This window comes from Abyssisolibacter fermentans (assembly GCF_001559865.1).
Taxonomy (GTDB): domain Bacteria; phylum Bacillota; class Clostridia; order Tissierellales; family MCWD3; genus Abyssisolibacter; species Abyssisolibacter fermentans.
Genome location: NZ_LOHE01000057.1, coordinates 1 through 23,158, shown reverse-complemented (window position 1 = coordinate 23,158; position 23,158 = coordinate 1). Strand labels below are relative to the sequence as shown.

19 protein-coding genes are annotated in these 23,158 nt (G+C 29.8%); 5 read left to right on the top strand and 14 right to left on the bottom strand.

Annotated elements, in window-relative coordinates; translation table 11 throughout:
- Positions 1–27 precede the first annotated feature (27 nt).
- From AYC61_RS09945 to AYC61_RS09925, 5 genes are all read right to left on the bottom strand, one after another.
- Entirely contained in the window at positions 28–729 is a 702-nt protein-coding gene (locus AYC61_RS09945; RefSeq protein WP_066500964.1) for a beta/alpha barrel domain-containing protein, read from the bottom strand.
- Positions 730–1,389 (bottom strand): hypothetical protein, encoded by a 660-nt coding sequence (locus tag AYC61_RS09940; RefSeq protein WP_066500963.1) that lies wholly within the window; start codon positions 1,387–1,389, stop codon positions 730–732.
- Positions 1,390–1,410: 21 nt separating this feature from the next.
- A complete protein-coding gene (locus AYC61_RS09935) occupies positions 1,411–3,564 on the bottom strand; it encodes a hydantoinase/oxoprolinase family protein (RefSeq protein WP_066500961.1) in 2,154 nt (717 codons plus the stop codon).
- A 110-nt stretch (positions 3,565–3,674) separates the two neighbouring features.
- Positions 3,675–4,937: a transporter permease gene (locus AYC61_RS09930; protein WP_066500959.1), complete on the bottom strand. Its 1,263-nt coding sequence runs from the start codon at positions 4,935–4,937 to the stop codon at positions 3,675–3,677.
- A gap of 77 nt (positions 4,938–5,014) precedes the next feature.
- The gene (locus tag AYC61_RS09925; RefSeq protein ID WP_066500957.1) at positions 5,015–6,232 is read right to left on the bottom strand and encodes an ROK family protein; all 1,218 of its coding nucleotides are present in this window, start codon (positions 6,230–6,232) and stop codon (positions 5,015–5,017) included.
- Positions 6,233–6,875: 643 nt separating this feature from the next.
- Between AYC61_RS09925 and AYC61_RS09920 the strand changes: the two genes are divergently transcribed.
- The 5 genes from AYC61_RS09920 to AYC61_RS09900 are packed head-to-tail and all read left to right on the top strand — an operon-like array spanning position 6,876 to position 11,812.
- Positions 6,876–7,202 (top strand): PTS sugar transporter subunit IIB, encoded by a 327-nt coding sequence (locus AYC61_RS09920; RefSeq protein WP_066500956.1) that lies wholly within the window; start codon positions 6,876–6,878, stop codon positions 7,200–7,202.
- A 32-nt stretch (positions 7,203–7,234) separates the two neighbouring features.
- Positions 7,235–8,500 carry a PTS sugar transporter subunit IIC gene (locus AYC61_RS09915; RefSeq protein ID WP_066500955.1) on the top strand — a complete coding sequence of 422 codons (1,266 nt, stop codon included), beginning with the start codon at positions 7,235–7,237 and terminating at the stop codon, positions 8,498–8,500.
- Positions 8,501–8,519: 19 nt separating this feature from the next.
- Positions 8,520–8,855 (top strand): PTS sugar transporter subunit IIA, encoded by a 336-nt coding sequence (locus AYC61_RS09910; protein ID WP_066500954.1) that lies wholly within the window; start codon positions 8,520–8,522, stop codon positions 8,853–8,855.
- Between the two features lie 20 nt (positions 8,856–8,875).
- Positions 8,876–10,318, top strand: coding sequence for a glycoside hydrolase family 1 protein (locus AYC61_RS09905; RefSeq protein WP_066500946.1), 1,443 nt, complete (start codon positions 8,876–8,878; stop codon positions 10,316–10,318).
- A 54-nt stretch (positions 10,319–10,372) separates the two neighbouring features.
- Positions 10,373–11,812 (top strand): glycoside hydrolase family 1 protein, encoded by a 1,440-nt coding sequence (locus AYC61_RS09900; protein WP_066500945.1) that lies wholly within the window; start codon positions 10,373–10,375, stop codon positions 11,810–11,812.
- 185 nt (positions 11,813–11,997) lie between these two features.
- Here AYC61_RS09900 and AYC61_RS09895 read toward each other — a convergent pair whose 3' ends face one another.
- From AYC61_RS09895 to AYC61_RS09855, 9 genes are all read right to left on the bottom strand, one after another.
- Positions 11,998–14,697, bottom strand: coding sequence for a sigma-54-dependent transcriptional regulator (locus tag AYC61_RS09895; RefSeq protein WP_066500942.1), 2,700 nt, complete (start codon positions 14,695–14,697; stop codon positions 11,998–12,000).
- 339 nt (positions 14,698–15,036) lie between these two features.
- A complete protein-coding gene (locus AYC61_RS09890) occupies positions 15,037–15,900 on the bottom strand; it encodes a class I SAM-dependent methyltransferase (protein ID WP_066500935.1) in 864 nt (287 codons plus the stop codon).
- A 177-nt stretch (positions 15,901–16,077) separates the two neighbouring features.
- The gene (locus AYC61_RS09885) at positions 16,078–16,404 is read right to left on the bottom strand and encodes a cupin domain-containing protein (protein WP_066500919.1); all 327 of its coding nucleotides are present in this window, start codon (positions 16,402–16,404) and stop codon (positions 16,078–16,080) included.
- A 116-nt stretch (positions 16,405–16,520) separates the two neighbouring features.
- Entirely contained in the window at positions 16,521–18,164 is a 1,644-nt protein-coding gene (hcp, locus tag AYC61_RS09880; protein ID WP_066500911.1) for a hydroxylamine reductase, read from the bottom strand.
- A gap of 103 nt (positions 18,165–18,267) precedes the next feature.
- Positions 18,268–18,510 (bottom strand): hypothetical protein, encoded by a 243-nt coding sequence (locus tag AYC61_RS09875; RefSeq protein ID WP_066500904.1) that lies wholly within the window; start codon positions 18,508–18,510, stop codon positions 18,268–18,270.
- A 433-nt stretch (positions 18,511–18,943) separates the two neighbouring features.
- Positions 18,944–19,960, bottom strand: coding sequence for an ATP-binding cassette domain-containing protein (locus AYC61_RS09870; RefSeq protein ID WP_066500895.1), 1,017 nt, complete (start codon positions 19,958–19,960; stop codon positions 18,944–18,946).
- Positions 19,953–20,654, bottom strand: a complete 702-nt coding sequence (locus AYC61_RS09865) for a GTP-binding protein (RefSeq protein ID WP_066500894.1) — start codon at positions 20,652–20,654, stop codon at positions 19,953–19,955. The genes AYC61_RS09870 and AYC61_RS09865 overlap by 8 nt, the downstream gene beginning before the upstream one ends.
- Positions 20,655–20,656: 2 nt before the next feature.
- Positions 20,657–21,898, bottom strand: a complete 1,242-nt coding sequence (locus AYC61_RS09860; protein WP_066500891.1) for an ABC transporter substrate-binding protein — start codon at positions 21,896–21,898, stop codon at positions 20,657–20,659.
- Between the two features lie 213 nt (positions 21,899–22,111).
- Positions 22,112–22,801 carry a Crp/Fnr family transcriptional regulator gene (locus AYC61_RS09855; RefSeq protein WP_066500888.1) on the bottom strand — a complete coding sequence of 230 codons (690 nt, stop codon included), beginning with the start codon at positions 22,799–22,801 and terminating at the stop codon, positions 22,112–22,114.
- Positions 22,802–23,158: the final 357 nt, after the last annotated feature.

Sequence of the window (23,158 nt, the reverse complement as noted above, 5' to 3'; positions counted from 1 at the left end):
ATTCACCCTCATTCATTTTGTATTTATTTATCTGCTGATTTCATCAATAGCTTTTCTAAATTCCTTTGTTTTTTCGTAAATTGTTTCACTTTCTTTTCCTGTAACAACTGCACCTATCATTATTGCATTAATATTCATAGAATCTAGAATAGCTACTTGCTTAGGCTCTATGGCTCTTTGAGTTGGTATTACAATAGGTTTTTTGGTAGCATTTCTAACTGATTGATATTTCAAAATTTCTCTAACTGTTAATGGATCTCCATATGTATCTGGGTCCATAATTGAACATTCTAATACATCTATTGGCAGTGAATCGTAAGCTTTAACCCACTCAATATCATATTCGTTGTTTATTGCAGCCATTTTGTATATTCCTTCTCGTTCTAGAAGTAATGGGTTCATATGTTTATCATAAAGTGAAATAAAGTCAAATCCTAATTTTATAATTGCATCAATTTCTTTCATTGGAATTTTATCGTTCCCTCCAGCTACTATTCCCAATGGTTTATTATTTTCTTTACAAATATTTATAATTTGTTCTAAAGTTTTAATTTCTTCTTTAAGCGATTTGAATAATGTCTTACTTGCATGGTGCTCAACATTTATATGTACTTTAACTGCATCTACTCCGCCTTCTATTGCTGCTTTAGCAAATTCAATATCGTTTTTAGGTAAACTTACAATTAAAGATATTTTTTTATTATTTAACAATTTTAAATAGTCGTTCATTTATTTTTCCTCCTTTAAATTTAATAAATATTCTTTTAAATCTTTGTATTTTATTTCTGAAGCGGCTAATAAATATATATAATCTATCCATTTTGGATGTACCGATAAATTTAACATCTTCCTGCAAAACATATGTGCAGCTATTTCTCTAGTTTTTACTACAGTAGACTTTCTTTCAATACTTCCAAATTTGAATAAAGTAATCTTAGGCAAAATCTCATTAGTCAACCCGATTTCTTCATATTCCAAATAGTGATATAATTCATGAGCTATGTGTATATTGATTATGTCATCTACATTCAATTTAAATCCCATATCTATTTTATTGAACTGTTTATACATCTCTTCAATAGAAGAATTATATATATTTAAACATTTTTCTTGATGGCTGTAATCAGCTCTAATTTTAATAAATTTCAATTTTGGTATTTTATCAATAAATTTAATAGTAATACCTTTGTCCGAACATATACTTTTTATATCAGCATCATTATACTTCTCTTTTATCAAATTAGCTGTGCCAACACCTATTTTCATAGATTCTGACACGTATAATTTTTGCATATTATGTGGTATTTTTCTGTATATATTATCCTCTTTTAATTCCGCTAAAGACATAACCTTATCTGTAGCCAAATTGTTCAATTCAGTTATTGTCATAATTCACCTCTTTTGAGTAGTTTAGCGAGATACTAATATTACTATCTTTTCATCTTGCTGTGCATCGCTAAGTTCCATTTCTACTAAAGAAATCATTTGTTCCTTTTGACTTAACCCGGATAAATCTATCATTCTATGTCCAAGGAAAACATAAGTGCTAGGTATTTCAGATCCTCCATCTCCATACTTGGTGTTTTCATCAATAAATGTTTCCAATGTCTTATTTATTTCAGCTCCATTAGTAATACAGGATTTCCCCCAGTTTTTTTGGAGTCTTAAAACACCATCACAATCTAAAACCCTTACAGGAGTTTTCTTTGATTTAATTAGTCCAAACAATCTTTTCTTTACTATTTCTCCTTTAAATATTTTCCAATTACCTACTTCAGAATCTAAATATATGTTTTCCTGAGAAATATTCATTGATTTAGATGCAATATCTGCTAATTCTTTATTGTCTAATTTTTTTGAACCTAAATCCTTAGTTCTTAATTCTGTAGCTCCTGTTGCTATAGCTCTTATAATGTTTTTCTTTTTATCAATATTAACAGTTACTTCCACTGTGTCAGCTTTTGCTCCTGACCTTACGGCTGATTCTAATGCTTCTTTTCTTATTAACCTAATATCATCATTAGTAGGATTTGGTATTGTCCTTTCTACAACGTCCCTAATCATTGCTAATGCAACACCAATAGTAGATATATATGGAGCATTTTTTGATATAGTAAATTTATATCCAGTCTCCTTTGCTAAGAAAGGAACTACTATTGATGCACTTCCTCCGCCACCTACTAAATTTATGATATTTTCACTAAGATCATACTCTTCTTTTAATTCGTCAACGACTTTTTTCACCTTTGAAATTGCTACCTTAAGAATTTGATTAGCAACTTCATTAACTGTTAAGTTCAATTCTTTTGCAAGAACTTCAAATGCTTTTATAGCTACATCAACATTACCTCTTGCATAGTCTCCTTCAGGAACCATACCAGCAACATTAGCAGCCCCTGCTAAAGTAAGCGAAAACACTTTGCCATTAGAAGTCTCTATTACTGCATAATTTTTATCGTCTCCTTCTCTTGGACTTATATATTTTAATTTGGGTTCTTTCATATCCTCTTCTCTTGCAAAAACTTCGTAATCAAGTCCTGCTATATGTGCACTTCTAGGTCCTACATCAACAATTTTGCCATTTTTCACCTTTATCATGCTTCCACCAGCTATTCCCAACGTTCTTACATCCAATGAATTTAGATATGTCTTATGTCCCCCGATTTCTGCATATTTTACCATGACTTTTCCATTTTTTACAACAGAAATATCTGTACTAGTACCACCAACTTCGAAGAAAATTCCATCAGACACCTTTTCATACATTAATACTCCTGCGACTCCGGCAGCTGGTCCTGAAAGCATAGTTAAAATAGGTCTTTTCCTTACTTCATCAATAGTCATAACTCCACCATCACATCTCATAATCATTAAAGGTGATTTTATTCCTGCATCTATAACACTACTCTCAGTCATATTAGCTGTTTCCATCATTCTTGGTATAATACTCCCATTTATTACAGCAGTCCTAGTCCTAGTTTTGAGACCATATAACTTAGATATTTCATGACTTGCAGTTCCATAGTAGCCTAGCTTTCTACCTACTTCTAACACTTTTTCTTCATTCTCAGGATTATCGACACTATATGCTTCTGTAGATACAATTGTGCCTATGCCATTTTCTTTAAACCGTTTTATTAAATCTTTGATTTCATTTTCTTTTTCATTCAAACCTTTAGAATCTATGAAAGCATGTTCAGTTTTTAAAAACTTACCTTTAGCTAACTCGATATCTCCTATCTGGGTTTCTGACTTGCTTTTTATCGATTCTATACCAGTACCTATAGCTATAATTCCAACAGGTGAAACATCACCCTCCAATAATGCGTTTGTAGCCTGTGTAGTCCCGTGAGCTATAAAAATTATATCATCAGCGTTTATATTATTATTAATTATTATTTTTTGAATTATATCAATAATTCCCTTAGCTACACCCTCTTTTGCATTGTGAGTAGTAGGGATTTTCTCTTTTCCTATAATCTCATAAGTTTCGTTATCTATTACAACAGCATCTGTAAATGTTCCCCCTACATCTATTCCTATTCTGTATTTCTTTTCACCCATTTACTACTCCTCCTTCCGAGTTATGATAAGTGTAAAATCAGGTAGTTATCTGATTTTACACTTAAACTCTGATTATTCACCGTTATATGAATAATTTATATAAATCATATTTACCAAATGAACATTGTTGTATAAATCAAACATAATACTGCAACTCCAAAGACATATGGAAATACTTTCTTTAGAACTGTCGAAGTATCTACTTCTACAAAGTTACATATCCATACATTATGAGTATTTGTTGGATCAGCAACGTCTTGTACTGCACTTAAAGCTAATAAAGCGGCTGTGATAACCATTGGACTTAATGATCCTGTTGCAAGCATTAATCCTGCTATCCCACTACCTAGTCCCCATAAGTTTAACGGTCCTCTATAAAGAGCTAATGGTGATAATAATGCAAAGAATAATATGTATGATATTTTAGATGAAGGAACAACTGCTGCAATTATAGGTTGCATTATAGAAGCTGTTGCTTCATTCATAACTGCTAGTAAAACCATTCCTATTCCAATCATTAATGCAACAGCAGGTGCAACATCTTTGATTCCTTCAATAAAACTACTTGAAAGAATGTTTACTATTTCTTTAGGTTTTGTAGTTAATATTCCATATAGTGCACCAACAATTATTGCTGCTATAACGTTTACATTCCATATAAACACTAATAAAATTGGTATAATAGGAGTAATTAATGCATAAATTGGTACATTTTTTTTATCCTGCTTTACCATATTTGCATTAGGCATTGCCCATGCTGTCCTTGTTTTGCTTTTTCTAACATTGAAGATAATAAATACTATTGTTGCTATTGCCGTTATAGCTCCATATACTAGTGCAAATATTTTTAAATCCGCAATAGGAATTCCTAGTACATCACTATAAAATGCATAGTTGTACATGTTAAATAAAAGACCTATTTTAAAAGAAATAAGCATAATCGAAGCAGCCAAAAGAGCATTTATGCCTACTGAAATCATAATTGGTAATACTATAGTACCAACCATGATAATAGCACCAAGTCCTCCTATTGAAGTAAATACAAAAGCTACAGCAGCTGCAATAACAAAAGCAACTATCATTGGGTTATCTCCAGCTAATTCAGCAGCTCTCTTTATTATTGAATTTGCTATTCCAGTTCTATTAATTACCTGTGATAGCATACCTCCAAACATAGCTGCCGCCATAGCACTTGAAAGTCTAACTGCGCCTCCACCTATAATAGTAGTCAAAATTTCATTGAATGGTATCTTTGAAATAATAGCTATTAATACAGCCATTAGAGGAAGTGCTATTAATGCAGGTAACTTTTTACTCATCATTCCTATTGCACTTAATACAAAAACTAATAAAATTAACATACCTTGTAACATATTTTTTCCTCCTTTTTTTGATAGCTTTTCTTTTGCGAACTAACTTATCCTCCTTTCACAAGTTATTAAATTTATATTTATAAATTTAATATATTTTCATCAATATATTTAATCCCAAAGTATATACATCCGTAAAGTTGAGATATGTCATTAAAATTTGCCAGTCTTATATCTATAGGAATTATGGATATTTTCTCTAGATATTTCTTAATGGAATCGTAAATTGGATTTCCAATCTGTTTTATCATACCTCCTAAAACTATTACATCAGGATTAAGTATAGTCGCTATATTATGTACCGTTATAGCAAAATATCTTGATAAAAACTCCATTACTTTAAGTCCAACTTCATCCTCTTGCTTTATTGCTTCAACTAATATCTTTAAATTGATATTATTTTGATCATCTTTAACCCTTTCTCTAATGTAGCCTCCATTTTTTATAGCTAAATCATATGCATATTTGAAAACATTTTCTTTAGATATTATTTTTTCCAAATATTTAATATCGTTTTTACTAAAATCGTTAGCTAAAAATTCTGTGTTTAAGAGCATATATCCTACTTCACCTGCACCAAAACTACTACCCTCAAACAACTTACCATTTAAAATAACTCCTGCTCCTACTCCTGTTTTTTCAGGACTAATATAGATAAAATTTTTCAAATCATTTTCTGGTAATTTCCAGTACTCACCTATAGCTCTTGTATTAATATCATTCTTAATTATGACCTTTGTATTAAATCTTTTCATTATTGAATCAACAATAACTTTTCCTTGTAAGCAAGGAAAAATATTCGATACTTTGACTGAATTATCATCAATAATGCCTGGTAAAGACAAAACTATACATTTTAATGAATCTAATTGTATCTTTGATTCCTCCATTATCTTTGATATACTTTCATTTATCATAATTAAAATATCTTGTTCCTCTGTTTTAGTAAGATTTCCTTCCAAATTATATTCATTTATTACTTCTCCAGATAAATTTGAAATAATAACAGTAATACTATCTTCTTTTAGTGCAATACCTATTATATGGCCATAATCATAATTATAAGCTAGCACTATAGGTCGTCTACCACCCTTTGATTCTCCTATACCTGTTTCTAAAATAATACCTTTATCTAAAAGTTCCTCAATATTTTTGGAAATACTAGGAGCACTTAAGCCTATATTCTTTGAAAGTTCAGCTCGAGATATAGCTTTAGAATTTTTTATTTTATCTATAATCAAAGTTTGATTTAGATGTTTTAATGATATTTGATTGGCACCTTTATTAATTTTCTTCATTCAATTCCCTCTTTCACTTTCTTAATTAAGTTAACTAAGTATTTAATTATGTATTTCTACATTATTTTTTATATTCCTTCTTTTTCTTTTATATTTTTATATTATTTTTAAAAAATTTGTCGATAATAAAGAAAAACATCTAAACTATCTTGGTCACTACAAATTAAACAACACACCCGCTAAATTAGGCAGATTTAGGCATGGAGATTTGACTGTTAATAAAATCTTCAAATATGAGCCTTCAAACTTAACAAAATTATTAAACGTTATAATAGACTGACTCCATATCTTCATCCAATCATAAAATTCAATAGGTTCATGCTTTGAAAATCAAATCTTTCAAATCCAGTATTCAACTTTGTTATACTCATTGCTCCATAGGGTCTTCTTCTACGATAGAACGTTATGTGCATTAGTGCGCCTAGAATCTAAGTCAACCCCCATCTGAATTTATTAAACACTTTATTGAACACATCTTTTAAATGTGTTCAATAAAGTGTTTAGATTTTATAATTATTAAATTTATTAGCTCTTATGCATCATTTATAAAGACTAAACACATTTTGGTACGAGATTTGCTTAATATATTAACGTCAAAGTAATTTAAGCTAAAAAATTACGACACTTAGGGAGGTGATTTATTATGGCAAAAATGAGAATTTTATTAATTTGTGGTTCAGGAGCTTCTAGTGGATTTATGGCTGCTAACATGAGAAAGGCAGCTAAAAAATATGGTATAGATGCTGAAATAGAAGCAAGAAGTGACACTATGCTAGATGATTATATCGATAAAATTGATGTATTACTAGTTGGACCACACTTGAAATTTATGGAGACAACACTAAAAGAAAAATGTAGTAAATACAATGTTCCAGTAGCTGTGATTGATAACACAACTTATGGAAGTTTAGATGGCAAACGTGGACTAGCTATAGCTCAAAAAACAATAAAAGGTACATTAAATAATTAATTAAAACCTAGGACTGAGGAGGTATGTAAACAATGAAAAAATTAATTGATTTTATGAATTCGAAATTTGCTCCAGTTTTAACAAAAATCACTAAGAATGTTTGGATTTCATCAATTCAAGATACTATGATGTCAGTATTGCCTATGATATTTGTGGGTTCATTAATCACAATGATATCCCTATTAAGCAATATCATTCCAAACTTTCCTAATTTGAGTCCAATTAATAGTTTTTCATTTGGGCTATTAAGCTTATTTGTTGCCTTTTTAATTCCATACAACGTTATGGGTAAGAAAGATAAAGCTAAGATGAAAATAACTTCGGGAATAGCTTCAATAGCATTGTTTTTGATGTTATTAAATCCAACCTTTACAGAAGATGGAGGCATAACCTTTGTCTTTGAACGTTTTGGATCAGCAGGTATGTTTGTTGCTATTGTGGTAGGAATATTTACAGGAATTATAATGAATATTTTTGCTAATTTGTCCCTATTTAAGAAAGATTCAACTATACCAGACTTTGTAAAAGCTTGGTTTGATTCAATGATACCTATAACCATTGTTTTACTTACTGGATGGTTGTTTAATTATGCATTACACATAGATTTGTTTACAATGATTATTAATATATTTATGCCATTAGCAAAAATAGGAAATACTTTACCCGGATTTGTTTTATTCTACTTTATAACAGTTTTTATATACTCTTTTGGTATAAGTGGATGGACACTAGTCCCTATTGTATTTCCAATTTGGTTACAAGGCATAGCTGATAATGCTGCTTTAGTTGCTCAAGGAAAAGCACCAGTATTTATAAATACTTACGAGGTAATCTATACAGGATGGATTGCTGTTGGTGGAATAGGAAGTACATTAATTCTTGTAATTTTAATGGTATTATCTAAATCAAAAAGATTAAAAGCAATAGGAAAAGCAGTATTAATACCATCAATATTTAATATAAATGAGCCAGTAGTATATGGAGCACCGATTGCTTGGAATCCAATACTAATGATTCCCTTCTGGTTAAACGGCCTTATTATCCCGACAATTACATATATTGTCCTTAATATGGGATTAGTACCAATACCTTCACAAGTTTTTCAACTTTGGTATTTGCCTTTTCCTATACCAACATACATTGTAGCAGGTATTAAAGGCGTTATTTTACTAGCATTTTTAGTTCTTATAATGTTCTTAATCTGGTATCCATTCTTTAAGGTGTATGAAGCTCAAGAGATTAAGAAAGAAAATGAAGAAACTCAAGAATATGATGATTTAGAACTAGAATTAGACTAAATTTATAGAGGTGGCTAATATGGAAAATAATACAAATGAAACAAAAATGACACAAGTTGCTATGGAAATCATTTTACATGCAGGAGATGCACGCCTTGGCTTATCAGAGGTTATTAAGTGTATTGAAGCTAATGATTTTGAAGGTGCAGATATTAAATTAACTGAAGCTAAGAAGGAAATCACAATTGCTCATAAAGCACAAACAAATTTAATTCAGGAAGAAGCTAATGGAGTAAAACACGAAAATTCATTACTATTTAATCATGCACAAGACACTTTAATGACTATATCAAGTGAATGGAATATAACATCTAATTTAGTAAGACTGTTCCGTTCTTTAAAGGAAAGCAAATAAAAATTATAGGATGTGATTTTATGAAAAAATGTCAACAAACATTTCCCAAGAATTTTTTATGGGGAGGTGCTATTGCAGCTAATCAAGCAGAGGGTGCATGGGATGTAGGTGGAAAAGGAGTTTGTGCTGCTGATATTCATCGATACAACCCCAAAATAGATCGTAAAACGCTACACAGTGGAGATTTTTCCTTAAAAGACATTGAGTTTGCATTAAAAGATAAAGAATCATATTTTCCTAAAAGATATGGTATTAACTTTTATCATACGTATAAAGAAGATTTAAAATTGCTAGCAAAAACAGGAATGAACTGTTTTAGAACTTCAATTAACTGGTCAAGAATTTTCCCAAATGGTGATGATTTAGAACCAAATGAAGAAGGATTAAAATTCTATGATGACTTATTTGATGAAATAAGAAAAAATGGTATGGAACCATTAATCACATTATCTCACTATGAAATGCCTATAAATCTATCATTAAAATATGGTGGATGGAGTAATCGTAAATTGATTGAATTTTTTACTCGGTATTGTGAAGTTTGTTTCAAACGTTACAAAGATAAAGTGAAATATTGGATTTTAGTTAACCAAATTAACTTGATTTTCTTTGAATCATTTAATGCATTAGGAATTCCAAGTGATACAGTTAAAAATTTAGAACAAGCAAAATTTCAAGGACTTCATCATGAATTCGTTGCATGTGCCAAAGCTACAAAAATTGCACATGAAATAAACTCTGAATTTAAGATCGGTATGATGTTTGCAGATTGTACTGCTTATCCAGCTACTTGTAAACCTGAAGATGTTTTAGCTACTGTGAAAAAAAATCAAATGCAATATTTCTTTGGAGATGTTTTATTGAGGGGAAAATATCCAAAATATTGTAACCGCTTCTTCAATGAAAGAAATATTACAATTCACATGGAATCAGGTGATGAAGAAGTCCTTAGTGAAAACACAGCAGATTTCATGTCAATAAGTTACTACTATACAAAAATTAACTCAGCAGAAAATTCAACTGATTTAGGTGATCTATCAAAAAACCCATACTTAAAAGAATCTATCTGGGGATGGGAAATTGACCCTGTAGGATTAAGAACAAATTTAAATAAATATTACGATCGTTATGGTAAACCAATTATCATTGCAGAAAATGGTATTGGGGCTTTAGACACAGTTGAAAGTGATGGTTCTATCCATGATGATTACCGTATTGACTATTTAAAACAACACGTTGAACAAATGAAAGAAGCTATCAAAGATGGCGTAGAACTGATTGGATATTGCCCTTGGGGACCAATTGACATCATAAGTTGTTCATCAGCTGAAATGTCTAAAAGATATGGATTCATTTATGTCGACCTTGATGACCTAGGAAAAGGTACTGGAAAACGTATTAAAAAGGATAGTTTTGAATGGTACAAACGAGTAATAGCATCTAACGGTGAATTTTTAGATTAGGAATTTTTTAGTGCTAATACTACTATTAGCACTTTATTTATAGGAGGCTACAATATGAAAAAATATGAACAAAGTTTTCCAGATGGATTTTTATGGGGTGGCGCAGTTTCTGCTCATCAATTAGAAGGTGCATATAAACAAGATGGTAAAGGAATGAGTATCCCTGATTATATGCCAATGGACTTAACCACCCTAAAACGTAACGTTGTGGAAAAATTAGAATTAGACCCAAATAAGTATTACCCATCACACGAAGCAATAGACCATTATAATCGATACAAGGAAGATCTATCTTTATTTGCTGAGATGGGATTTAAAACACTACGCACTTCAATTCATTGGGCTAGAATATTTCCTAAAGGAGATGAATTAGAACCCAATGAAGCAGGACTTAAGCATTACGATGACTATTTCGACGAATTATTAAAATATGGTATAGAGCCAATTGTAACACTTAGTCATTATGAAACCCCTGCACATATAACTGAAGAATATGGTGGTTGGGATAACCGTAAAGTAATTGAACTCTTTGAACGCTATGCTAAAACTGTACTTGAACGATATAAAGATAAGGTTAAATATTGGATTACCTTTAATCAAATAAATGACATAACATTTATCCCCAGTATGGCTGCTGGACTTGTTTTTAAAGAAGGTGAAAATAGATATCAAAGAACATATCAGGCAGCTCATCATCGATTTGTTGCTAGTTCACTAGCTGTAAAAGCAGGAAGAGAAATTAATCCAAATATGAAAATTGGAATGATGGTCTATTCAAATCCAGTTTATCCCTATACTTGCAATCCAGATGATGTACTGTTAGCTAAACAACGAGAAAGAGAACAAGTATATTTCTTTAGCGATGTACAATTAAGAGGGGAATATCCAGCTTTCTCAAAACGATTCTTTAGAGAGCATAATATTAATTTAGAAATTATGGATGGAGATTTAGAATTGCTTAAAGAGTATACTGCAGATTACCTTACATTCAGTTATTATATGTCTTCTGCAGCAAGTACAAATACAGAACTTCCTACAACACTGGGTAATGTAGTATTTGGAGTTAAAAATCCACACTTAAAAGCAAGTGATTGGGGATGGCAAATTGATCCAAAAGGTTTACGCATTGCATTAAATGACTATTATGATAGATATCAAAAGCCAATAATAATTACCGAAAATGGATTAGGTGCTGTAGATCTAGTAAATGGTTCAGGTGAGATTATGGATGATTACCGTATCGACTATCTTAAACGTCATATTGAGCAAATGAAGGAAGCAATTAATGATGGTGTTAATCTAATAGGATATACAATGTGGGGACCTATTGATATTGTGTCAGCCTCTACTGGCGAAATGAAAAAACGTTATGGATTTATCTATGTAGATAAAGATAACGATGGAAATGGAACACTTGAAAGAAAAAGAAAAAAATCATTCTATTGGTATAAAAAAGTAATTGAAACAAATGGTAATGATTTAAGTAATAATTAATAGAAAATAATTGTTAATTTTAACTAATTATTTTTCTGAAATTAATAATAAAAAATTATAAAACCATATAACTAAATTCTAGCTATATGGTTTTCATTTTTATATTATTTAATATAATGTTTTTTACATAAGTATAAAAAAAGCTGTCATGTTTTCTTTTTAGGCAGCCCTTTCTACGATAATTTTCAATAAGAAGAATTCAATATATTATTTACAATAAAATGAACATCATCATCATTAAAGATAACATTTTCTAGCTTCTGAATTGGCTTTAAATATTCTTTTACAAAAGAAAAGAATTCTAAATGTTTTCTATTATTTTTAACAGGTAAATCGAATATAGGAGAAGGAGTTCCGTCTTTTATTCTTGAAATAACACTAACAATGTGTAAGGTTATACCTATTAAAGCATTACTTTCTATACTAATAAACATTTCTTTTTCTATATTATTTATGAAATTTTTAATATCCACAATAAGTTCTTTGCCGTTAAGATTATCAAACTTATTCTTAAGGGTTTTGTAAATGTTAAAATATGTGAATTCTTTATTTATTACTTCCTGTAAAATAGAAATACCTTCTCCATTAAATATAGCCTCTAAAGAAATTTGTGGTATTTCATCAACTTGTATAGATCCACCAGTTACTATAGCTAAAACCTGATATTTATCTTGGTACTCCTTTAATAAGTAACGATTAAAGCTTCTATTATTAATGGTAACAGATATTATCTCTAAATATTTTTTGTCGAAAAATAACATTTCTTGCAAATACTCAGTTATGGTTTTATTACCATACTCTCCAGTAACAGAAATTAATAAAATAGCCATTTTTGTATTTTCAATTTGGGGTTGGGGCGCAGATATTTTATAATCATAAATTTTCTCTACAGATTGATAAATATCATCTAGATTATATCCAAGTATTGATTTACTTGCAGCCTCTAACACATGTAAAGTTGAAACTAGAGGAATTGTCTTTATTTTAATACTAATGCTTTCTTCAAGTTGTTGACTAATCATCATTAATGAACCCATATCAACTAGTAATAGTATTTCTGAACTAATCGATTTTTCATTAATATAATTTAATAGTGAACTGAAAACATACTCAGGACTTTTATCTAGGGGAGCATCTATTCCAGTAACAATACTTGTATTTAGCAACGAATTAGCAACATCAGCAATAGAAGTTGCAGTATTATTACCATGAGCAAGAACAAATATTTTAACATTCTGATCTTTAAGAGAATGCTCATTATAGGCAAAAAATAAAGTTAAATATGCAGATTCATCAATGGGTATGATCAATTTTAGATTTTCTTCCAAAAATTGCACGCATGATAATGCAACATTAAATTCAGCTCTATGTTGGAGTCTTATTTGATTAATATTATCATTTATAATATTTACACCAGTTTTTAATCCTGTTATAGTATTGTTAACATGAAGTATTATGCTATAAATTATATCCTGAGAAAATTTCTTATTAAGTTTTTCCTCCGCAAATTGTATCATTTCTTTAGAAATATTATAAATTTCATCTCCCACCATATTAATTAGATCTTTATCCATCATATTACTATTAATTTTGTTAAGATATCCATGAAAATAGTTATTAATTTCTTTATCTATTTCATTAGCTAATTCATCTTGACTAACTCCAGTATTTTTTAGTCTATCTGTTATTTCATTTATAGTTTGATAGATACTAACAGAAAAGTCCTTTTCTATTAATGTGTTTTGTGCTGTTGAATTAAAGTCAATATATCTATTGTTAGGAGAGTTAAATTTAGTCCAAACCTCACGATGCCCTTGATTTTTCATTAACCCATCTTGGATTCGCTTTGGCAATTTGAAACTATCAATAATTATCTCAGATTTTCTCATTGTCATATAATCTGCATAGGCTGAAGCACATATGATTTGTATATCAGATTTTAATTGACCAATATTATTAGTACATTTATAACATGATAATGCCCTTAAAGCGTTTACAGAAACGCGTATAGTTTTATCCAATTTCTTTGCTTCATTGTATATAAATAAAGAAATTAGATTTATTCTTTCTTCTATAGTACGCTCCTCTAAATTTGGAAGGGTAATAATCATTGGTATTCTTCGTTTAAAGGTTTTAAGTAAAGATGACTCAGGATTTTCTGTAGTTGCAGAAATTATGAGTACTTTTGAAGTTCTTACAATGTCAGTTTCTCCTAATCTTCTATATGTTCCATTATCCATAAAAGTAAAAAACATTTCTTGTCCTTCAGGAGGAAGTCTATGTACTTCATCTAAAAACAATATGCCTCCATCAGCTACTTCTATTAAGCCAGCTTTGCTCTCATTAGCCCCTGTAAAAGCACCTTTTTTCACACCGAATAATTGACCCAAAAGCAACTGTGGATTGCTAGCATAATCAGCACAATTAAAAACAACAAAGGACATATCATTTTGTTTCTTTATTTCTTTTCTATAGTTATAAATATAATTTGCAAACATTGATTTACCAACACCTGTTTCTCCTAATATAAGTACATTCATTCCATTTGGAGGATATAGAACAATGGCTTTCGCTTGTTGGCAAGCAGTTGATAAACTTGGATTTAGTTTTACAAATTCATCTAATGTACTTTTTTTCTTTTTTGGGTATACAAAGCTAGGTTCATCATTGTCACTAATCAAGTTTGATGAACCTTTTTCAGAAATATGATAATAAATTGGTTTAGTACCAGTTTTAAAAATCATTCCTTTTTTATGTAATGTATTTAATGAATTACTAACGTTGGTTCTAGAAACACCTAAGTAATCAGCAATATCTGTGGTAATAACCCCTTCACCCTTATCCAGATTTTCAAGAGCAGAGTATACTTTGTCAATTCGATTCATCAAATTCTCCTTATGTGTAAATATATAGTGTCAATAAGCATTGTTATTTTAATATAATTCTTTTATAAACTTATGTTATCATATTAATTTAAATCTTTCAATTTATCCCGAATTATTGATTTTTAGAACAACGAGAGGCCCAGCAAGCCCGTTCCCTTATTTGATGTGAAGATCGTTTAATTGCTAAACTTCGATACTACTAAATTACTATATTTGAACATATAGAAGTTCAAAAAAAACGGTCAACCTTAAAGATTGCCCATCCATGTTATTAGTAAAAAAACATGAATATTATTAACTAAACAATGGAATAAATGGAGCAATCTCTACCCAATTTATTTACAGTTTGTACCTTGCTGTCCATTGAGTTGTTCGAAAAACTTTCATATTTTTAAACATCTTCATCCAGCCAAGTTTCTCCTCATCAGCATCTAGATATGCCCATTCATCAATAAGTTTTATTGTTGGTGAAAGTTTCTCCAATTCATAACTATCATTGAGACCAAAATCATAAGTAACTTTATCTCCGAATTTTAATTCTTTATTCATCTTGAATTCAACTATTTTTTTATTGAAACCAACAGTATATTTCTTGTTCACAATTTCACAAAGCAATAGTGACTCCTTAAAATCTTCACTAAGTTTCTTAATAAGAGCCTCTACTTCAGATTGAGGTAAATACATAAACAACCCTTCTGCAATGAACATGACTGGTTTATTATGAGATTTCACTATTTCTATCCAGCAATGATCCAATACTGAACACCCTAGATACTTGTAACGGTCCTCTTCAGGAAGTATAGATTTCTTTAGTTCAATAATTTCAGGAAGATCCAAATCATAAAATACGACTTTTCCATTATCAATTCGATGGAATCTCGTATCAAATCCGCAACCAAGATTAACAATCACACCATCTGAATATTTAGCTAAAAACTCCTTTGCATACATATCATACTGCTTGGCTCGAATTGCAATATGAACCCTCAGGTCTTTTCGGACTTTGTTAGAACTTAACTTCCTAGCCAATTTACTTGGTGATTTTTTCAACTCATCATTGATGGCTGCTACAATCTCCTCTGCTTTCGGGTCTTTCAATATCGGTTGTTCTGTCCTACTTTCTAATGCATGACAATAAATTGTCATCAACATTGTTGATGAAACATTGGTGATTTTTTTCGAAAATATCTTGATATCGTCCATAATCTCCTCTTTTCAAGTAAGTAGTTTTTAATTTTACAAGTTCATCTGTTCTTAGATTACCATACTTTTTACAATTTTTCTATAATCATTAATGTTTTCTGTAATATAAAAAAAATAGCAGATAAAATCTACTATTCACACACAAATAAATTATACTCACTTGACAATCTTGTTTAATTATTTTTGCACATAATCTTTAGGGTTTGGTGCCTTAATAACAAAAATCTCCAATGTCTCATCATGCTTGTTTCCAACATTCATCTTAGTGTTATAAGGAATATTTAGCATATCTCCTTTAACATATTCATGTACATCTTGCTCGTCTAGTTGGATTGATAATGTTCCTCTTATTACTATCATGTACACGTTAGAATTTGAAAAATGCTCTGGCAATCCTTCTTCTTTATTGAATACCATATGATTTAAATGAAGATTCTCATCATTAATAATTTTTTCTATCGCTTTTTCATTTCCAGTTGAATATTTGTAAATTTTCTCTAACATATTAATTCCTCCATTCTTATTTTATCTCTACCCAAAAGGAACTAAGCTTATACTCAGTTCCTTTTATTAAATAATTTCTAATGATTTAATTTTAATTTAATTAGATTGAAAACTAATTATCCTAAAAACATTTTTAAATCATCTTCAACAGTTCCAATACCACCTATTCCAAATGTTTCAACCAATACTTTTGTTACATTAGGAGATAAAAATGCTGGTAATGTTGGTCCTAAATGAATATTCTTAACACCTAGATGTAACAGTGCTAACAATACGATTACTGCTTTTTGCTCATACCATGCAATATTATATGCAATTGGTAATTCATTTATATCTTCAAGTTCAAATATTTCTTTTAATTTAAGTGCAATTACCGCTAGTGAATATGAATCATTGCACTGACCAGCATCTAGTACTCTTGGAATACCACCAATATCACCTAAATTCAACTTATTATATTTATATTTTGCACAACCAGCTGTTAATATAACAGTATCTTTAGGAAGTTTTTCAGCAAATTCAGTATAATACTCTCGAGATTTCATTCTTCCGTCACAACCTGCCATTACAAAGAATTTCTTGATAGCTCCTGTCTTAACTGCTTCTACCACTTTATCAGCTAACGCAAATACCTGTGCATGAGCAAATCCACCGACAATTTTGCCTGTTTCTATTTCAGTAGGACATGGTAAAGTTTTTGCCAGTTCAATTATTTCACTAAAATCTTTCTTTCCATCTACAGCTTCTATATGCTTACATCCTGGGAATCCTGATGAACCTGTTGTAAATATTCTATTAACTACTTCACCTTTTGGAGGAACAATACAATTAGTTGTAAAAAGAATTGGTCCGTTGAATGTTTCAAATTCTTCTTTTTGTTTCCACCATGCATTTCCATAATTTCCTACGAAATGATCGTACTTTTTAAATGCTGGATAGTAGTGAGCTGGTAACATTTCACTATGTGTATAAACATCTACTCCCGTACCTTCTGTTTGTTCTAACAATTGCTCTAAATCTTTTAAGTCATGACCTGATATTAAAATAGCTGGGTTATTTCTAACTCCTATATTTACTTCAGTTATTTCTGGATTTCCATAAGCACCTGTGTTGGCGGCATCTAGCATAGCCATTACATCTACACCATATTTACCAGTTTCTAAAGTAAGGGCAACCAAATCATCTGCACTTAATGTATCATCCAATGTAGCTGCTAAAGCTTTTGAAATAAATGCATAAATTTCTTCATTTTCTTTTCCAAGATTATAAGCATGTTCTGCATAAGCTGCCATACCTTTAAGTCCATATGTTATTAATTCTCTTAGAGAACGAACATCCTCATTTTTTGTAGCTAAAACACCAACTTGAACTGAATCTGCTTTTGCTTTTATAGCAGAATCAGAATCAGCTGTCCACATAGCAACATCATGTAAATCATTAAGTACTACACCTTTATTTTTTAGTTCTTTTTTCATTTCTTCTCTTAATGCTAATCCTTCTTTAATTTTTTCAATGAACACAGCATCATCAAAGTTAGCATTTGTAATAGTCATAAATAAACCATTCATTATAAAATAATCTGATGATGGAAATTTAACCCCTGTTTTTGCACCTTCTTGCGCTATTACTGCTATACCCTTTAACGTGTAAATCATCAAATCTTGTAAATTTGCAACCTCATCTGTTTTACCACAAACACCTTTAATTGTACAGCCTGTTCCTTTTGCTGCCTCTTGACATTGATAACAAAACATACTCATTAAAAAACCTCCTATATTGAATTAAACTTTAATTCTTATCTTTATGAATCTACTATATAATAATTTAAATACTATTTCGGTATCCTATGTTACCAAATGAAATTTAATAGTCTATTCCAGCTGCCTTAATATTGTCTGGATCAAAAGCATGGCAAGGTGTAACACCATAAACCATCTCACAATGCGGACACTTATCTTCATAAGTATGCATTTCAAATGTTTTCTTACACTCTACACATTCAATAGATAGTGGCATAGGCATATATTGAGTTGAAAACCCCATCATTCTCACTTTATCAACTACTTCTTTTCCTGTTTTAAAACTTCCTGAACATCCTTCGTGCATTTTCCATCCTCCTTTTTTTATATTATTTTTAGTTAATTGCAAAATGCTAAACTATTCATAAATACTACATTTAAATGTACTAAAACAACTCAGTTTTCCCCAGCATATATCTGTTGCATAAATTCCCAATATAATCACTAGAGGAAACATCTAATGTTTCTTTGAAAGCGTGACTTCAAGAGTTCGTTTACATCGCTTCAAAGTAGAGAACCAAAATCTACGATTTTGAGTGAATCGCTTACTGCTAGGAACGTAGTGAGTAGGGAGTTTCTTATTTTTTTAAAGTGCTGTTGTCAGAACCATTAAAGATTATACACATTTTGAAAAAACTATATAATTACGTGTAGAGATGATTCCCCTCGCCAAAAACTTATGAGCTAAAACAACAAAAGTTATCCACATTTTTTGAATTTGTATTTTGCAACTACCTACTTTATATTATTTTTTTTAATATTTCACCTTTTCTTAAATTGGCTCTTAATGTTCCTATAATCGTATCCATTTTTTCTAATTCAACTAGCATTTCTTTTTCTTCGTTGTTGGTTTCTATAACTTTATTGATACCACCATTTTTAATAACAATTCGTTTATCCGCCATTAAGGCTAATATCGGATCATGCGTAGCGATTAAAACTATTTTTTCTTCATTAACAAGAAGATTTAAAGCTTTTTTTCTATCTATTCCTGCATTCTCTATTTCATCTATTAGAACAATTGGTGACATGCTTAATATTGCTGTATCTGCTATCATTAAAGCTCTAGACTGACCACCACTAAGATTAGTAATAGACGTATCCAAATCAAATTTTTCACCAGCTAAATGATTAGCTGCATCAATGATTCTCTTAATTATTTCTTGTTTGTTTTCAATCATTCTACTTTCAGCATGTAACTCTATAAATTCCTTTACAGTTAAATCCATTACAAAATTCATGTTTTGAGATAATTGTGCAACTAATTTGTTCGAAGATGAAAAGCGCCATTTTTTATCAGGAATCTTTCCATTAATTAAAATACTTCTTTCTGTAGGAGTATCTTTATTAGCAGTCCATTCAATATCAGCTAATAAACGACTTTTACCTGAACCTGTTGGACCAACTATTGAAATAATTTCACTTTTGTTAATTGTAAGCATTTCAAAATTCTCTTTTTCTCCGTTTTTATCCTTTCCTGCCACAATCGTCAAGGAATCTACATCATCATCTTCTGCTATTCCAAGAAATTCTAACATTTCATTGATATAAGCAGCAAAATCCACTTTCAATTTTTCAACATCTATTGCCCATTCTTCTATTTCTTCTTCAGTAAAATGATTTAGATATTGTTCAAATGTACTTTCTTCATATCCTTCTAAATTCAAATTATTGTTTTGAAAAAATGAAATGGAAAAAGGATATTTTTTTTCTAAATCTTTTATCTTCAGTTGTTCTATATCTTTTATATTAATCATCTTCATCACCTAATTTCATTTTTCTAACATTACCCATTTGGTAATCTTCGCCAATCCTTTTTTCTCCCAAACAGTATGAACAAAGGGCTGATGGCATTGAAAATCTTAATTCTTTTCCTCTAACAGATTCTATATCTTCTTTTTCATCGTATAACAGTGTACTTAATTCAAATGCGCCTTGACCTGTTAATCCATTAATATGCATTGTTATTGCCTTAGGGTTAACTGAATGAACCTTTGAAGCAAAAACTTCTCTTTCTGCTTGAGATACAATATCTCCTTTTGTAATTACAACAATATCTGCTGATTTTAACATAGGTCCAATTTTTTTAGGAGTATTAATACCACTTAAATTATCAATAACACATATTGATTTAATATCCTTAATATATGGTGAGCAACGATTACAAAGTCCTGCACTTTCTGTAATCAATACATCTAAATCTTGCTTTCTTCCCCACTTCACAACTTCTTCAATATTACTTACAAAATAATGATCTGGACACAATGATCCTGATAATCCTTTTTTAACAGGAACTCCTGCTTTTTTATATAAAACATCATCATCTGTATATAAACAATCAAATTTTACTACACCTACCGTTAACCCTCTTTGATGTAAAGCATGAATTGTTTTTAATATTATTGATGTTTTTCCAGATGAAGGAGGACCTGATATTGTTATTAAATTCATATTTACACCTCACTAACTGCTTCATTAAATAGCTTTTCGCATTTACTTATTAAACTTCCAATATCACTGTTTTTAATATTATCCCATCCAAGCCACATATACTTATGCTCACTTGAAATCATATTATCCACATTAGGATTTACACTTGGAAATCTCCCATTGTGTGACAATATTTCTCCAACTTTTTCTGAAGCAAAAAAATCTACAATTGGCTTTAATTTTTCTTTTTTCTCTTTTTTACTTAACATAAATATTGGACTAATAATAGCACCATCTTTTGGCCATACAGCTTTCATTGGCCCACCTCTTTTGGTCATCTTTGTGAAAAAATAAGGCATTATTGTAACAACTGGCTTTTCTGTTTTTCTAATATGGGATTTAACCATCTCTGATGGATGCATACTTTTCAATAAGCTTTTACCCAATTTTTTTACTCCATCTTCGCCATATTGATTATAGATATTTAATAATATTGCATTAAATAAATCAAAATCTCCTATTGGTAAACTCACTTTGTTTTCAAATTCTTCACTTAATATATCTTCCCAGCTTGTCGGCATTTTTAGTTCATTCAATTCATCCATATTGACTAAGAATACTGCCGGCACAACTCCTATCATTGAATATTGGTTATCTGGATCCTTTAAATTCATATATTCATTTTCAAAATCTTTATTATAATGCTCCATATCTGTAATATCTTCAAACACATTTTCAGACTTATATTTACCAATTAAATCCTTATCAAAAAATAAATCGAACCCAGCTGATATAAATATGTCTGCCAGTACATCTACTGTCCCTGTTTTTTCTAGAGATGTTTTAAGCCAATCCACACCCATAGATGCAGCCTTCAATTCGTATCCTATTGTCATATCTAATTCATCTCTATTTTCTTCTACCCACTCCTGAAAAGCTTCTGTCAATGGTACTCTTACTGGACATGGCAATATACCTTCAATTTTCACATCTGCATTTTTTATTATTTCGTTTGCTTCTAATACTTCATCTATATTGTTCTGCGTATCTTCTATAATATCTATTAATTGTTTTGTAAAAGTATCTACATTTATTTTTTTCATTTTTAAAGCTGTTTCTAATGTAATTGATTTACCAATTGTTTTTCTTTGCTTTTCATCTTTTATATTGTCAAAGCCCACTGAGACTAATAGGTCAATAACTTCTTTATATTTTTCAGTAATATCAAACAATGTATCTTTTATATCAAAATATTTATTTTCCATATTTTCACCCCATAAATTATTTATAAATAATCTTTGTTTGCTAGTTTGTTGTACTCATTGTACCATCTATATTTTTTTCTTTCCGTATCCTATGTTACGTAAATATATTTTATGGCATATACAATAAATCAATAAGAAAAAAACAGTTACTCAAGTAATTAAATTTACTTGTATAACTGTTTTCATTCATTATAGCTCATTATTAACTAAAAATTAAATATTTAACTTTAATGCTTCAATGTCGATAATTTCAAATGAAGATTTATAAAAATCAATAATGCCTTCATCTTTCATTTTTATAATTTCTCTCGACAATGATGGTCTAGATACGTTTAAAAAATCTGCTAATTCATTTCTTTTTAAAGGTATCATGAATTTATTTTTCCTAACAATATTATATTGTTCTAATAAATATACACTTATTTTTGTTCTTATACTTTTCATAGATAAATATTCTATCTTTCTATTAAGAGCAAGCCCTTTCTGTGAAACTAGTTTCAACATATTTTTAATTAAAATTTTATGTCCAATACACATTCTAGGACAATTTCCTACAATTTTATCTGAAGGTAAAAATAATATTGTACAGTCTGTAGAAGCATTCACTGTAGCAGGCCATTTGTTATTATTAGAAAAAGCAGTCATCTCACCAAATATGCTATTCTCTTTTAATTTTGCCATAATCACTCTATCCCCTGCTGCATTTTCTTTTGTAACAATTACTTCACCTTGCAATACAATCCCTATTCCTGTATACTCATTTTCTGCTAAAGTTATATATTCTTTCTTTTGGTACGATTCTATCTTTGGTTTTAAACAGATTAACATCCTATTTAATTCATCTACTTCAATGTTTTCAAACAATTTAACCTTTTTTAGTGTATTCAGCCATTTAGTATACATAAAATTCTCCTTAATATTATTCTTATACAGCTTAAAATACCAACTAGTATTATTAATTATAATATACCCTCCTAAATAAAACAATAAAGAGAAAATTTCAAATAGAAGGAACTGTTGGAAATAATCCCATTGCTTTGTTAAAGAAACTTTTCCTTATTTTATATGTATTAACTAAAAAAATAATATAAGCAAAAAACCTTTATTAACAAAGGTTTTTTGCTTATATTATTTACCTGTAAAAAGTAGAGATGATTTTTTATTGCTGTTGATTAAAGTATCATTCTTGAAAAATAACACTAATAAAAAAATGTTTCTAGTTATTCCTACTTCACCTCATAATTACAACACTGTTATAAT

Coding starts and splice junctions, on each gene's coding strand:
- AYC61_RS09915 (WP_066500955.1), top strand. CDS start 7,235: ATGAAAAAATTAATTGATTTTATGAATTCGAAATTTGCTCCAGTTTTA.
- AYC61_RS09910 (WP_066500954.1), top strand. CDS start 8,520: ATGGAAAATAATACAAATGAAACAAAAATGACACAAGTTGCTATGGAA.
- AYC61_RS09900 (WP_066500945.1), top strand. CDS start 10,373: ATGAAAAAATATGAACAAAGTTTTCCAGATGGATTTTTATGGGGTGGC.
- AYC61_RS09945 (WP_066500964.1), bottom strand. CDS start 729: ATGAACGACTATTTAAAATTGTTAAATAATAAAAAAATATCTTTAATT.
- AYC61_RS09860 (WP_066500891.1), bottom strand. CDS start 21,898: ATGGAAAATAAATATTTTGATATAAAAGATACATTGTTTGATATTACT.
- AYC61_RS09940 (WP_066500963.1), bottom strand. CDS start 1,389: ATGACAATAACTGAATTGAACAATTTGGCTACAGATAAGGTTATGTCT.
- AYC61_RS09930 (WP_066500959.1), bottom strand. CDS start 4,937: ATGTTACAAGGTATGTTAATTTTATTAGTTTTTGTATTAAGTGCAATA.
- AYC61_RS09870 (WP_066500895.1), bottom strand. CDS start 19,960: ATGATTAATATAAAAGATATAGAACAACTGAAGATAAAAGATTTAGAA.
- AYC61_RS09925 (WP_066500957.1), bottom strand. CDS start 6,232: ATGAAGAAAATTAATAAAGGTGCCAATCAAATATCATTAAAACATCTA.
- AYC61_RS09920 (WP_066500956.1), top strand. CDS start 6,876: ATGGCAAAAATGAGAATTTTATTAATTTGTGGTTCAGGAGCTTCTAGT.
- AYC61_RS09895 (WP_066500942.1), bottom strand. CDS start 14,697: ATGAATCGAATTGACAAAGTATACTCTGCTCTTGAAAATCTGGATAAG.
- AYC61_RS09875 (WP_066500904.1), bottom strand. CDS start 18,510: ATGCACGAAGGATGTTCAGGAAGTTTTAAAACAGGAAAAGAAGTAGTT.
- AYC61_RS09885 (WP_066500919.1), bottom strand. CDS start 16,404: ATGTTAGAGAAAATTTACAAATATTCAACTGGAAATGAAAAAGCGATA.
- AYC61_RS09855 (WP_066500888.1), bottom strand. CDS start 22,801: ATGTATACTAAATGGCTGAATACACTAAAAAAGGTTAAATTGTTTGAA.
- AYC61_RS09865 (WP_066500894.1), bottom strand. CDS start 20,654: ATGAATTTAATAACAATATCAGGTCCTCCTTCATCTGGAAAAACATCA.
- hcp (WP_066500911.1), bottom strand. CDS start 18,164: ATGAGTATGTTTTGTTATCAATGTCAAGAGGCAGCAAAAGGAACAGGC.
- AYC61_RS09905 (WP_066500946.1), top strand. CDS start 8,876: ATGAAAAAATGTCAACAAACATTTCCCAAGAATTTTTTATGGGGAGGT.
- AYC61_RS09890 (WP_066500935.1), bottom strand. CDS start 15,900: ATGGACGATATCAAGATATTTTCGAAAAAAATCACCAATGTTTCATCA.
- AYC61_RS09935 (WP_066500961.1), bottom strand. CDS start 3,564: ATGGGTGAAAAGAAATACAGAATAGGAATAGATGTAGGGGGAACATTT.